The sequence below is a fragment of the Streptomyces sp. NPDC001728 genome (assembly GCF_040297565.1).
Lineage (GTDB): Bacteria > Actinomycetota > Actinomycetes > Streptomycetales > Streptomycetaceae > Streptomyces.
Genome location: NZ_JBEOZK010000001.1, coordinates 338,051 through 352,618, shown reverse-complemented (window position 1 = coordinate 352,618; position 14,568 = coordinate 338,051). Strand labels below are relative to the sequence as shown.

General features: G+C 70.2%; 3 protein-coding genes. All 3 read right to left on the bottom strand.

The genetic code is table 11. The features are described 5' to 3' along the window. Positions 1-24 precede the first annotated feature (24 nt). From ABT154_RS01535 to ABT154_RS01525, 3 genes are read right to left on the bottom strand one after another with little or no spacing between them, the layout of a single operon-like run. Entirely contained in the window at positions 25-13,638 is a 13,614-nt protein-coding gene (locus ABT154_RS01535) for a WXG100-like domain-containing protein (protein ID WP_351851439.1), read from the bottom strand. Between the two features lie 6 nt (positions 13,639-13,644). Further along, the gene (locus tag ABT154_RS01530; RefSeq protein WP_351851436.1) at positions 13,645-13,965 is read right to left on the bottom strand and encodes a hypothetical protein; all 321 of its coding nucleotides are present in this window, start codon (positions 13,963-13,965) and stop codon (positions 13,645-13,647) included. Then, entirely contained in the window at positions 13,962-14,462 is a 501-nt protein-coding gene (locus ABT154_RS01525) for a YbaB/EbfC family nucleoid-associated protein (RefSeq protein WP_351851434.1), read from the bottom strand. The genes ABT154_RS01530 and ABT154_RS01525 overlap by 4 nt, the downstream gene beginning before the upstream one ends. Between the last annotated feature and the right edge of the window lie 106 nt (positions 14,463-14,568).

Here is a 14,568-nt window from a genome sequence, read left to right as displayed (position 1 = left end):
CCCTGTTCGGTCGCCCCGATTCGATCATGAGGGCTTACCCGGACGGGAACGCCCTCCGTCGGACTGACCGGGGTTGTTGGGCCTGTTGGAGTTGTTGGGCCTGTTCGGGTTGGGGTTCGGGTTGGGGTTATTGGGGTTGTTCGGGCGCCTGTTGGGGGTGTTCGGCCGATTGTTGCTGCTGCCGTTGCCGGAGAGCCGGTTGAAGGCGGAGTCGGCCAGGCTGGAACTGCCGCTGCCACCGCCACGGTTGCCGCTGCCGCCCGTGTGGGGCGGCGTGGTGCGGGGCGGGTTGTTCCGGGGGGTGTTCGCGCTCTGGGTCTGCTTCTTCGGCGGCTGGTTGCCCGGGGCAGTCTGGTTCCTCGGCGTCTGAGTGCTTGGGGCCTGGTTCCTCGGGGCCTGGTTCCTCGGCGTCTGGGTGCTCGGGGTCTGGTTGCCCGTCGGCGGGGCAGGGGGGCGCGACGAGGAGCTGAGGGGGGCGTGCGGATCGTGCGCCGGCGGGGCGAGGGTGCGTGTGCCCGGCGGCAGCGCGTCGCCGCGCCAGCCCTCGCCGTCCACCCACCGGACCTGAATGGGCGGGGCGGAGGTGTTGCCTTCGCCGAAACGCCGCTGCGTTCCGTCGGGGGCCGTGACCTCCAGGGTGAGTCCGAAGCCGGCCGCGTAGAGGTCCAGCAGGAACCGCGCGGAGGGGTCGATGCCGAAGGGGTCCGGGGGCGTCGTGCCCCGGTAGTCGTCGAGGGTGTGGGACATCGGGTGGATGCGCCCGGTGAAGAGGCGGGTGGAGAGGTTCGTCACGGTCAGCCCGTTCGTCGCCGCGTTCGCGACGAGCTCCCGGGCAGCGGCGGTGGTGAGGTTGTTCCGGTGGAGGACGGTGAGCATCTGCCGTACGAGAGGGTCGACCGGGACCTGACGTACAAGAGGGGCGACCGGGACCTGGTTCGGCGGGGTCGCCGGGGCATCGAACGTGGATCTCCCGGTGAACGCCTCGGTGAGTGCCGCGAAGAACGACCCCGGGCGGGCGGTCAGCGGCTGGCGGCCGGCCGGATGGACGCTCGGGGAGAGATAGGTCTCCGCGATCTCGTGGAAGGTGCGCTGGATGACGCCGTGATCGGTGGCGTACAGGAGGTTCATGGCGTGCAGGGACGTCTGGTTGTCGTTCGTCTGCAGGCCGAAGACCGGTCCGCCGGGGACGGGCGTGTGCGACACCCTGTTCAGGAGGGACATCGACGTGAAGGAGTTCAGGAGGGCCCTCGCGTCGCGGACGGGACTGTCCTGGGGAACCCTTCCCCACGGATCGGTGGCCATGAAGTCGGCGTGGAGGAGGCTTCCGTTGTTCTGCAGGTCAGCGAGGTGCCCGTACTTCTCCCCCTTGGCCCTGTTGTCCGTCTCGTTGAAGAGCTTTCCGTACGGGGTGGGGTTGATGTGGCTCTGGGGTACCCGGAGTTCGTGCCGGGGCACCCGACTCAGATCGGTGATTCCGCTCTTGGCCGCGGTGGTCTGCCGGGACGAGAGCATGCCGAAGTAGAGGCGGGACAGGTCCGTCTGGGTGGCGGCCCGCTGGTACTCCGTGAAGAAGGCCGTTCCGCGTACGGCGGGGCGCAGGGTCTCCGCGGCGAGCGCGAGGCGTTCCTCGGCCGCGACCCTGGCCTTCTCGGCCGTCTCGGCGGTCATCGGGGGAAGCGGAGATGCCGGCGGCGGGACGCGCTCGTCCTGTGTGATCTCCCAGGACGCGAGGCTCATCAGACTGTCCGCGAGACCGTTGAACTCCGGGCCCTGTTCGCTGAACTCCACCCGGGGGCGGCCGTCTTCGGGGATCAGCAGTGTCGCCAGGGCGTCGACGAACAGATTCGGCTCGGGCGAATAGGGGACGAACGTGGCCATGTCGCCCATTCTTTCCCGTACCCGCATATCGTGCTGGATTTCGTCCTCGAACGCGGTCACCGTCGCATCGACATCGGCCGGGACCGGGCCGAGGTGGTCGTTCTTCTTCCGGCCCTTCGACTTCTGCGCCGCCTGCTCCTCGGCCTTTCTGTTGTGGGATTCCCACCTGCTCCTCGTCTCGGCGGCCAGAATGCCGCGGCGGGGGTCTCCCTCGGCGGGAATGCGGTATCCGCCGGCGATGAGCAAGGGACGCAGGGGCGGGGTGACGTCGTGCTGGTCGAGGGGCTCCGGATTCCGGAACTCAAGCCGTTCGTCGAAGTAGGCGAAGACATGACGGCCGCGGGGAGTCGTGTGCGGATAGTTGTCGAAGTCCATGAACGACACATACGGGTGAGTGGAGTTCGCGAGCAGACCGCCGATCGCGCCCCGGGTGGCCGCGCTCCTCAGGGTCGCGTTACGGGCCTCCCCGTGGGGGAAGGCGGCACTCTCCGCCCGCGGCCTCAGGGGCGTGGCGACCACGGAGAGTGCGACCGGGGACTGGATGGCCGCGACACGCTCGGCGATCGTGCTCCTCATGCGCGCGATCTCGGCGGCATCGACGCCGTCGAACCTCCGGTCGTTCACTCCGACGACGATCGCGACCCGGCTCCGCATGTCCTCGGGGAGGTTCTCGTGCACCGAGGCGACGAAATCCCGGAGATGGGTGCCACTGGTGATCGTTCCATAATCGACGATCGCGTTCACGACGTAGGAGATCCGGTCCCCGCGCGCGACGCTCTCGCTCACGCGGGCACGGTACGCGTCGGGCGTGAGCGTCTGGTCGTTCGCGGCGATGTTCGTCGTGAGAGCCGTGAAGAGGCCGTTCTCGTAGATGGTGGTGGCCGGTGGGGCGGGTGGGGTGGCCGGGGTGTTGGGGGCCTTGCTGCTCTCGCCCTGGAACTGCTCGTCCGGGCTCAGGCGGGCGTTCGCGTTGTCGGCGTCGTTCGGCTGTTCCGTGGGCTCGGTGTGCTGCGTGGACTCGGTGTGTTCCGAGCTCTCCGGCTGCTCTGACCGCCCCGGCTGCTCCGGCTGCTCCGGCTGCCCCGTGGCCTCCGTCTGTTCCGTCGGAGGTGTGAGCAGGTGGGCCACGTACTGGGCGTGGATGTTGCGGGCCCGCAGGACGGCGAGGGGCTCGTGCGGGGAGTCCTGGGCGAAGAGCCGGGCGAAGTCCTGCCTGGCGGTGTCGAATGCCGTGTTCGCCTCGGTCAGCGTCGTGGTCAGGGCGTCCCGTCGCCTGACGAGCTGAGGGAGCGGGCCCTTCTTGCCGATGTTCGAGTTGGTGGACGCGAGGTCCTTCGTCGTCTGGTTGATCTCGTCCAGGGCCCGCTTCGCGCGGTCGGCGATGTCGGTGACCTCGTTCCTCAGCTCGGTGCTGAGGCCGTGGCCGGGGTCGCCGTGCCGGAGGTACCCGTCGATGTTGGCCAGGTCCTCGTCGGTGAAGCCCTTGGGCCGGGAGGTCTCCCGGCCGTCCTCCGCGGTGAGCTTCTTCAGGTCCTCGTGCCGCGGGACCTCGTGCCATGCCGCGTGCTTCTGCTCGTCCTTCCGGACGTCCAGCGGCAGGTCCTTCTGGTACTGGCCCGAGCGGGTCGGGGAATGGGTGACGATGAGGCGTTCGTAACCCGGCGGCAGACCGCCGCCGACCGATGTCGGCGTGGGCCGCCCCGGGACCTCGTGCCAGACGGTCATCCGGTCGCCGCCCATCTCGCTGTTGGGCTCTTCGAGGTAGCGGACCTTGAAGCCCATGAGCGCCATCGCCTCCAGGTTTCCGCTGCGGAAACCGAGGTGGCGGGTCTCGGCGTGGTGGTGGAGGTAATGGAAGAGCTGGAACTGACCCGTACGGGTGTTGCCCTTCCACGCCGCCGTCTTCGGGTCGTTCCAGAATTCCGTGAGGTCCGCGACCTGGGCCGTGAACCCTTCGGCCCGGATGTTCGTCTCCGTGCCGTCCTGGCCCGGAAGTTCACCCTTGTTGAAGTAATCGGCTATCGCCTGGTACTTCGGCTGGGGCTTCGGCTTGGGCAGGCCGGACTCGTCGAGTTCCACCGGCTTCGGCAGGGGCTTGCCGGAAGCGTCGCGTTCCACCGGTGCCGGATAGCCGGAGTCGCCCACGACGATGACGGCCTTCATGTCCCCGAGACCCGCGATGATCTGCGCGACACCGAAATAGCTGGTGTCGTGCTCGATGTGCACCTCGCCCTTCTTGCCGCTGAAGCGGGACCACAGGACCGCGACCTTGTCCCCCTTGTCCAGACGGATGTCGTGCCCGGCGAGCCACTTCTCGATGGCGGGGTTCGGTGTCTTCTCCGGCGTGAGGTCCCACGCCTTGAGGATCTTCGTACGGAGATCGGAGCTGAAGGACCTGCCGATGCGCTGCGTGGCATCGCCCACGCCGAGAATGCGTTCCTTCTTCGTCCTGGCGGTCAGACTCTGGTTCCTGATGAAGCTGTCGAACCGGGTCTTCGCGTCGGCGGCACTCATGACGTCGGAACGGCCCCTGAGGTTCGAGGCGTCGTAGAACGCCTTCACCTTCTCCGCGGTCGCCCTCTGCTTGCCGACCTCCTCCTGCTCCTCGGGCGTGAGCGGGGTGGTGTCGTCCTCCTTGCCGTAGATGAGGACCACGTGCAGGTTCTCGTCGGCGATGAGGGCGGCGGCGATGCCGAACTGGTCGCCGGAGGCGTAGTACGGCTGCTTGAGGTACGTGACCTTGGACTCGTCCACCGTGTGCTGCGTGGCGGGCGTCTCCGTACTGTCCTCCGGGGCCTGGTTCGTCGTCCCGTCCACCCGCTGGTCGGGGGAGAGCCGGCTGTCGTCCCGGGGCGTGGGGACGGTGGTCGTGTGGAGCGGGACGACCGCGTTGTCGCTGACCCGCTCGATCGTCGCGAGGTAGTCCTCGGGCAGCTCCCGCAGGTTCTCCTCGCGGGTGCGGACCATCAGGCCCTCGGTCCGTACCCCGCTCGCCCGGTCGTCGCGGCGGAAGAGGTGCGGGTCCTGGGATCCGGCGTCCGAGTACTCGTCGGCCAGGCCCAGGTAGTGGAGCAGCTCATGGGTGACGGTGGCGTCGTTGTCCCGTACGTCCCAGTGGAGTTGGTCGGCACGGCCCGGTGACTGCGTACGGGAGAGGGTGACGGCCTCGCCGTGCGCGGGAGTGTGGACGAACTCGGCGGTGACGTGCAACTGGTCGCCGGAACCGGGCAGTCGGTAGCCGCGGTTGACGTGGGTGTCCAGGACCTTCTGCATCCGGTCCTGGTGGGCGCGGAGGTCGGCCTCGGTGAGGCCGTCGGTGAGCTTGAAGGGCAGTGTGACGAAGAAGCGGCGCACGGTCCGGCCGTCCGCGAGCTGCTCGCGGCGCACATGGTTGCGGATGAGCGTCATGGAGCCGTCGAGGCGGCCGGGCTGCGGTTGGAGCTGGCGCAGCTTGGGGTCGAAGCGCTCGGTGTGCACCGCGGCGGTCTTCGTACCGTGGAAGGAACGCAGCTCGTCGAGGCGTACGGGGTTCTCGACCAGCTGTCCCCTCTGGCGGGGAGGGGGCTGGGGGGCGGCCTCGTCGGTGTCCGTGGTGTTCTCGGCCGTCGGGGCGGCGGAGGTGTTCACGGGCGGTGTCGTCGCCGGGGCCGTATCGGTGGTCGTGGTCGTGGTCGTGGTCGTGGTCGTGTTCGGGACCGTGGTCGTGGTCGTCGTCGGCTCGTTCGGGGCGATCACCGGCGGGACCACCCGGTTGCCGTCCGGGTCGTACGTCGTCACCTGCGGGCCGTTCTCCTCCTGGACGACCAGGTGCACGGTGCGCTGGTGGTCGACGGCGATCCGCCGGGCCAGGTCGTTCGCCTCCGCGCGGGTTTCCCCGGGGTTCGGCCTCGTGTCCGGGTGCAGCCAGAGCTGAGGGGCGACCGCAGAATTCTGGAGCGATGCGCTGATCAGCGTGATCAACGGCTCGTCGTTGGGGGCGGACATGTCCCAGACGCCTTCGGTCAGGTCGGCCTGGTTCAGGATGCCGAGTCCGAGCAGCGCCTGCTCGGGTACGCGGACGATCGCCGTACCGGTCACCTGACGGGTCTCGCCCTCGGGGTTGGTCACCGTGACGAGCGTGTCCACCTCGACCTCGTGGGTCTTCAGACCGGTGGTCGCTCCCGGCAGTCCGGCCGTCCCGATCTTGGTCCAGAGGCGTGCCGTCGTACCGACTCCGCCGCCCTGCCCGCCGGGGACCGACTGGTAGTGCACGGTCGGCACCGTCACGCCGAGGCCCAGGTCGACCGGGGTCGTGAGGTTCCGCAGTTTGGCCTGCCCGGAGACGGCGAGCGGCGCGGAGACGGTACGGGAGGTCGACGAGGACGTCGCGGTGGTCGTGCCCGTGACACGGGCCTGGTCCATCACCATGCCCCGGGTGTCGTCGACGAAGCGCGGATTGCTCATCCGGAGCCGGACGTCGACCTGCTGCCGGCCGCCGGTGACCGTACCGCCGAGGGTGGCGGCGGCTCCGGTGGGGCCGATGCGGGAGACGCCCTTGCGGAAGGCGTCCGTGAGGAGGGTCGCGAGGGCCTCCGGGACCGGTCCGTCCTGCCGGACGGGGCCGAGCAGGCCGGGCGCGACCTCGTCGACGGCCTGTTGCAGCTGGGGGCCGTTGGTGACGGCCGTGACGGCGGTGGTGTCCTGGAACCCCAGGGGCGGGTGCTGGATGAAGAGCCGGTCGTGGATCGCCGGCGGCAGCTCGGAGGAGTGGACCTCCGGAGGAAGCTGGTCCACGACCTGCTGATCGCTCGCGGGAGCCTGGTCGCCACCGAGCCGCAGGGTGACCGTGGCGTGGACGGGCTCGCTGATCTCGTGCGTGACGGTCGTGCCGGGCACGAAGCCGGGGGCCTGGAGGACGGCGGTGAAGCGGTACGGCAGGTCGTACTCGTTGCCGCCCTTCGTACGCTGCCAGGCACGGTCCTCGGCGACCGTCGACGAGGAGACGGTGGTGGCCTGCGAGACCGCGACGCCGGGGGTGACCGAGGCCTTCACGGGCGTGCCCGGGGTCGGGACGCTCAGGTTCCCGGCCACGGCGGCGGACCACTTCGTGGTGCGGACGGTGCTCACCGAGGTGTCCAGGGGACGGTGCTGGGAGTAGAACTCCAGCTCCGTGGCCGACGAGGCGGGACGCCCGAGCGTCGCGCCCAGCTCGGCGGTGGTCAGGTTCGGCCGGCCCTGGACGATGAGGGTCAGCGTGGTGGTCCCGAACACTCCCATGTACGGGAAGCGGAGCGGCGGCAGTGAGGACGAGCCGGGGCGCGCCTCCGCCTCCGCATCCGTACCCGTCCGGGTGCCCGGGTTCGCGCCGCGGCCGACGAGTTCGGCGAGAGCGGCGGTCGTCGTGTACTCGGCGATCTTGCGCTGGAGTCCGGGGACGTGGCGGGAGTCGCCGGGGTCGAGGGCGCCGGGGGCGTGCTGGTCGACCAGCTCGGTCAGGAGGGTGTTGAGCCGGATGTACTCGTCCCGGGACGTCGAGGGCGGGACGGGGTCCGGCGTGGCGGCGGGCTCGGTGATCGCCTGGTCGGTGGTGGTCGTGGTGGTCGTGGTGGTGGTGTTGGGCGGGGTGACCGCCTGGTCGTTCGCGGGTGCGGTCGTGGCGTCGTTCGTCGCCTGTGTCGCTCCCGCCGTCGGCGGGGTGGTCGCCGGCGCGGTGGGGGTGAACGGGACCACCGCGAGTACGGAGTCCGTGCCCAGCGCTCCGTACCGTACGAAACGGGCGGGCAGCGGGACGGTCGGCGCCGCGACAGGGGTGGTCGGCGGGCCGACCAGACGCGCCAGATCCCCGTTGCCGCGGCGCAGCTGCTCGGTGGTGGCGATGAACTCGATGCCCCCCGGGACGTGGATCGGCGGGAGCGTGTTCGTGGTGGCCGAGGCGAAGCGGCCGGCACCGTTCGTGCCGCGGCGGACGGTCACGTGGAACTCCACGCCGGCCCGGATGCGGTGCTGCGCGCTGTTCTCGGCCGCGACCCGGGTGATCTGTACGGAGGACGTGTCCGTGGTCGTCCGGGCCGTGCCCTGGCCGTAGCCTCCCTTCACCGCGAAACCGCCGGTCAGAGGGGTGGGGAGCGGAGCCGCGCCGCCCTCGGGCGGCTGGTTCGCACCGAACTTGCCGCCCAGCTCGGCGGTCAGCTCCCAGGGCAGCTTCGCCGTGCTCTTCTGCCTGCTGCCGCCCTCGCCGACCGCGAGGTCCGTCTCGCCGAACTGCTTGGCGTCCCCCAGGTTGACGGGGTTGCTGATCACCATGTGCACTTCGACGACCGCTTCGGAGCCGATGAACGCCCCGGGGACGGACAGGCCGTCCACCACGTACACGCCCTTGCTCATCTGGTGGGCCCTGGCGAGCAGCGCGGACGGGCTGATCTGCTGGTTCAGGCTTCTGCTGTGGTCGGAGGAGACGGACGGGGCGGGCGGGGCCGGATCGGTGGCGGGGGCGGTGACGTGCGGGACCGGGGTCGCGGTGAGACCCAGCTGCCGGAGCGTGGTCGTCGCCATCGCCGCGAGCCGGGCGAGCGGCGAGGACGGCGGCGCGGGCCGGAGGTCGCCCGTGTGCTGGGGCAGGCCCACGCTCTGCTGGGTCGTGAGGCCCAGCGGGCGGGCCGTCGACAGCTGGTTCGGATCATCGGCGGGGCGGCCGTCGGTGGCCAGGAACTCGTTCAGTGCCCGCTGAAGGGCGTCACTGCCCAGGAGTACGTCGACCTGGGCGCCGTCCGGGAGTACGACCGGGGGCCCGCCGACGGGCGGCACGGTGTCCGGCCGCCCGAGCCGGCTCTGCGGAACGGCGAGGTCGAGATCCACCAGGGGGTCGGCGGGGGTCTGGGGCGGTATCGAGACCGTGGTCTGGGTCTGGGTCTGGGTCTGGGTCTGGACCTGGGTGTGGGTCTGGGGCTGCGTCTCGGTCTGGACCTGGGGGTGCGTCTGGGGCTGCGTCTGGGGCTGGACCTGCGTCTGCGTCTGGACCTGCGTCTGGGGCGGTGCAAGGGGCGGAGGCTGGGGTGACGACACGACCACCTGGTTGTTCTCCAGGAACTCCATCCTCAGCCGGCTCGGGACGCGGAAGACCTCCGTGTCGTGGTTGCCGGTCCGGATGGTCTGGGAGTGGCCCAGCGCCGTGGTCGGGCTGTCGGTCCAGACGATCTGCGGGCTCGCCTTCCCGCCGACGGCGGTCGTGAGGGCGGGGATTCCCACGGACAGGTCGCCGCTGACCCCGAGACTGCCGGACAGCGTGCTCGTCCGCTGGTTGCTGCTGGTGTCCGAGAGGCCGCCGCCGTTGGAGACGAACACGTCCGAGAGGGTGGTGTGGTGGGTGATGGGCCTGTCGGCGGCCCGCTCCAGGTGCAGGACGAGATCGACCTGCCGGACCCGGCCGTCGACGCTGACGCTGTTGAACGGCAGTCGCAGCCCGCCGTCCGTCAGTTCGTCGACGGAGGACAGCAGCGCCGCCTCGCTCGTGAGCAGGCGGAGGGTGCGCAGGTTGTCCATGCGGGCGCGGGCGTTCTCGGGTGTGGTGAGCCCCGGCTTCGGGAGGAAGCCGTTGTCGCCGAGCCAGGTCCGCGCCTGGTCGAGCACCGCCGTCAGGCCCTCGCCGCGCAGGCGCAGCGGTGTGACGGAGAAACCGATGCCCCGCAGCTCCTTGAGGTTGTTGGGCAGGCTCTCCGGGGCCACGTCACCGACGGGGGCGGGGGGCTCGCCGAGGGCCCTCAGGCGTCCGTCCACCGCGTTCATGGCGACGGTCCCGTCCGAGCTTCCGTCCGCGGCGATGAACTCCACGTGATGGACCACCTGGACCGGGAACAGGACGTGCGCCGCGGACGCCCGCATGTTGCGGTTGGTGCTGTGCGCCGCACCCGTGCCCAGGGAGTTGTCCTTCTGCCAGCCCAGACCGCCCTTGAAGACGATCTGCCCGCCGGGGGTGAGATCACGGCGCGCCTTGTTCTCCGGCGTGGCGTCGGAGTTGAGGCCGACACCGCCGAAGAGCTCGACGGCGGCACCGGACGTGATCTTGCGCAGGGTGTCCTGCTTCGTCTGGCGCTCCACGTACCGCTCGAAGCTGTAGCTGTCGGAGACCCAGACCTCCCGCCCCCGCGTCTCCGGAGGCCGTACGTCGGCGACGATCCGGAACATGCCGAGCACGTTGCCCGCCGTGTCGACCAGGACCGGCGAGAAGGTGCCGGCGGAGGTGGTGGTGTCGATGGTGCGGGTGCCGGTGGTGGAGGCGTCGCCGCTCTCCCGGACGCGGTGGAGGGGCAGGGCGCCGAGCTGGTGCTCGATCCCGAAGAACTGCTCCACCTCGGTCAGCGACTCCGGGGACAGCGAGGCGAGTCGGGTGTCGAACCGCTCCTTCACCCCGCGGAGCAGACCGCCGGGGTCGGAGAGCGAGTCCAGCGCCCACACGGGCGTCACGTCGAGGTGGTCGTTCAGCGTGTTCTGCTCGTGCCAGAAGGGAGTGACGCGCGCCGGGGCGGGCTGGTCGGCGACGAGGTGGTGGGGGAACCAGGCCGTGACGGTGCCCATGTCCACCGGGTGGGACCAGCTGTCGCTGTCCGACTCCCTCAGCGTCCACACACCCTGGTAGTGGTACGGGTGGGTCGCCTCCGAACTCCGGTGCAGGCTCGTGCTGTTGACGCTCACCGTCTGCGTGCTGCTCGTCGTCACCTGATGGCGGGTGAGGCTCAGGGTGCCGCCCACGGGGTACCCGGTGACGACGGCCGAGGGCTTGGCCGGGATCGTGGTCGAGACGGGCACGGAGATACCGCGATAGCGGGACGTACCGGACTGCCGGCTCTGGGAGAACGTGGCCGTCTGGCGCTGCTCGTTGTTACGGGGCGGCAGCCCGCCCGGCACGTCGGACATCAGTGAGGCGCGGGGGTCGGAGAGGCTCAGCCGCAGCTGGAGCGTCCGCGTGGTCCCGCCGTCGTTCACCGCCACCCGGTGGCCGTCGGGGCTCATCAGCATGTGCCGGTTGTCCACGAGCGACTGCGAGGTGAGGCTCTTCCGCAACTGCTCCCGTACCGCGCCGCGGCGGCTCTCCGGGATGTCGAGGGTCTCCAGCACCTGGGTGTGCAGATCGGTGACCACGGTGTCGGAGAAGGGGGACAGCTGCACTCCGCCGATCCCGGTGTGGTTCGGCCCGCCGAAGTCACGGATGTGGCGGTGCGGCGGGGGCGGCGGCGGGGGTGGGGGCTGCGCGGGGGAGGCGGGGGTGAGGGTGTCGGTGGTGGTCTCAGTGGTGGTGATGTCGGCGGTGGTGATGTCGTTCGTGGTCGTGGTGTTCGTCGTCTGGGGCGCGTCCGCCTGAGACGGCGGGAACAGGGGGGAGTCGGGCGAGGGGGCCAGTGCGCCTTCCGTGACGACGGTCTCGGTGACGGACTCGTTGACGACGGTCTCGGTGAGGGACTCCGTGAGGACGGTCTCGGTGACGAAGGACTCCGTGATCACGGACTCCGTGTTGACCGACTCCGTGACGACGGACTCCGTGTTGACGGACTCCGTGACGACCGTCTCGGGCCCCGTCTCGGGGAGGTTCACCGTCTCGGGCCCGGCCTGCGTCTCGGAGACGAGCGAGATCGGCGGGGTCGAGGGCGACGACGTGTCCGTGGCCGAGGTGGTGGGTGGCTTCTCGGAGACGTTCGTGTCGTCGTCGGTCTTGGACGTGTCCGTGGACGTGTCCGCGTTCCCGCTCGTATCCGAGGGCGTGTCGCTCTCGGTGGAGAGGCCCGTCGGCTGTACGGGACCGGTCGTGTTGTTCCCGGTCTTGTTCGAGGCCTCGGACTCGGTCCGCTGGCTCTGATTCTGGCCCTGCCCCTGATTCTGCCCCTGCCCCTGCCCTTGCCCCTGGTTCGATGTCGTGGTCGTGCTCTGCGTGTTCGTGCTGCTGCTGGAGGACGTATTCGACGCCGTATTCGACGTCGTACTCGACCCCGTACCCGACGGCGACGGCGAGCCGGACGTCGTGGCGATCGGCGTCCCCGGAGCGTCCTGTTCCTCGCTCCCGTCCGTGGTCGTCTCGGCGTCCTTCTCGGCGAAGAGCTGGTCCAGGCCGAGGTCGGGCATGTCGGACGTGAGGCCGCCGCTCTCCGGCGTACTGGAGGGCGAACCGCCGTCCCCGGTGCTCCCGTCCCCAGGGGTGCCGAAGTTCGGTGCACCCAGGCCCAGTTGCCCGCGCAGGCCCAGGCCGAGCTTGTCGCCGCCGGTCTCCAGGATGTGGCCGAGCCGGCCCTCGACGATGCCGGAGCCGAAGGTGAGGCCGGAGGTCTTGAAGGTGTGCTCTTCCGAGAAGATCAGGTTGTACGTGCCCTCCGAGACGGCCGCGTGGGCGCCCTCGAACAGGCCCTTGACGCCGAACTCGCGCATCGACTTGAGGATGCTGGAGCCCATCGCGTCGGCGGTGCCCTTGGTCAGGACGTCCATCGCCTTGTCGTCGAGCTGGCCGGCCAGGGGCTTCAGGGCGTCGCCGAGCGCGTCGGGCAGGCCCTTGCGGCCGGTCTCCGAGAGCAGGGTCTGCGCCCAGTTCCGGCCGGCGTCGCGGGCCTCGGCGCCGCCGAACCGGCGCTCGAAGGCGTCCCCGACCTCCTTGATGAAGTCGCGGGCGGCCTTCTCCGGGTGGGGGCCCGCCGTGCCGGGGAGGTGCTTCCGGAAGATGTCGCTCATGTCCTGGCCGAAGGACTTCGGCGGCGGCGGGGTGTCGCCGCCCTTCGTCTTCGGACCGTCGCCGCTGCCCTTGGACGGCGGAGGGGTCTCGCCGTCGCCGGGCTTGCCCTTGGGCGGGGGCGTCGGGCCGAGTTCGTCGCCGGGCTTGGACTTCGGCGGCGGGGTGGGACCGACGTCGTCGCCCGGCTTGGTCTTCGGCGGGGGCGTCGGACCGAGGTCGTCGCCCGGCTTGGTCTTCGGCGGCGGGGTGGGGGCCAGGTCGTCGCCCACCTTGTTCTTCGGCGGCGGGACGGGGGCGACGTCGTCGCCGAGCTTCTTCGGCGGGGGCAGCGCGTCGTCGAGACCCTTGCCGAGGAGCTTGCCCGCGTCCTTGCCGAACAGGTTCGAGAGGAACTTGTTGAAGACCTTGCCCAGTGCCTGGAAGGGGCCGGCCAGGAGGCCCTGGATCGCTCCGGAGAGCGCCGCCGCCTTCGTGAGGTCGTGGTCCCACTCGTCGCGGGTGCCCTGGTTGAGCTGGATCCACTGGCTGAGGCTGTCCATGACGACGCCCATGCCGACGTTGATGATCTCGTGCATGAGCAGGGCCACCAGCAGCCGGCCGAGCCGGGTGCGGATGATCAGCCGGACGATGGCCTGCTTCTGGAGGTACGCGGCGATCGAGGCGCCGAAGAAGAAGGAGAGCGCCGCCGCCACGGCGGCCTCCACGAGGAGCTCCACCAGCTGGGCGATGATCATGTACTTGGTGTACTGGAGCTGGGTGGCGCTCTTGCGGGTGAAGTTCGCGATCAACTCGGCCTGGTCGGTGACCGAGTTGAAGTAGTCGAGGCCCTCCTGCCCGCCGAGGAAGGCCTTCATCGCCTCCTGGTACATCTCGGCGGCGGTGCCGTCGAAGTTCTTCCTCGTGTACCCGAGGGCGTCCGCGACCTGCTTCTGGATGTCCCCCTTGAGCTTTCCGTGCAGCCCCTTGTGCGCCTCGGCGAGGGCGAACATCTTGTCCTCGTCGCCGTCCGGCGGTATCTCGCCGGTCAGGGCCGCGAACAGCCAGGCGCATTCGGGCGGAAAGTGCAGGGACATGGCCGGTCAGCGCTTCTTCGTGTGGGTGTTGACGTTGTCGATGATGTCCTGCTGCGTCTTCTTGAACTTGCCGGAGGTGTCGCCGAGGCTCTGCCCGCTGGATTCGAGGGCCTTGACCAGCGCCTCGCTCCCGTCCACGACGTAGCCGAGGCCCTGGTAGTACTTCTTGGCGAAGGCCTCGCCGAACTCCCCCGTGCCCCAGCAGCCGCGATAGCTGGTGATCTTGTCCACGTACTCGTCGCGGGCGACCTTGAGCTCATGGCCCACGTTCGTCACGGCCTCGCCGCCCCGGTCGAGGCCCTCGCTGTCGACGTCGAGTTCGCTCATCGCGCGACCCCCTCCCCCGTACCGCCGGCGGTGCCTTCCTCGTCGTCCACCAGCTCGTCGAGGAGGGCGCCGCCGGAGGTGGCGGTGGAGCGGGAGGACGGCACCACGAGGTCCGGGTCCTGGCGCAGCGGCGCGAACAGCTCGTCCCACTCGACGGGGGCGAAGCCGCCCTCGGCGTCCTTGTCGAGACCCGGGATCGGCCCGAACGGCCGGTATACGTCAAGGAGTTGGGATGCCGCCTGGGCGCGGGCGGAGGCGATCGTGCCCATCACGACGTTCGCCAGCTCGGCGGGGGCCATCGTGCGGTAGCGGTTCGTGGGGAAGCGCAGCTGGGTCAGCTCGCCCTGTGCCCCGACGGTCGCCTCGACCGTGCGGTCCTTGGCCGTGACCGTCACGGAGATCCGCGCGGCCTCGGCGGCGGCCTCGTCGAGGCGGGCCCGGGTCTCCTCGAACTCCGCCAGTGCTTCCGCGAGCCGTTCCTCCAGGGGATTGTTCATCGCCCGGCACCTCTCCCTCTCCGTGGTCCCATTCGTCGTGCGTTCCGCTGTACGTCTCTTCGTACGTCTCGGCTTCCGTCCGTCGCCCGCCGCCGTTCGCGGGGGA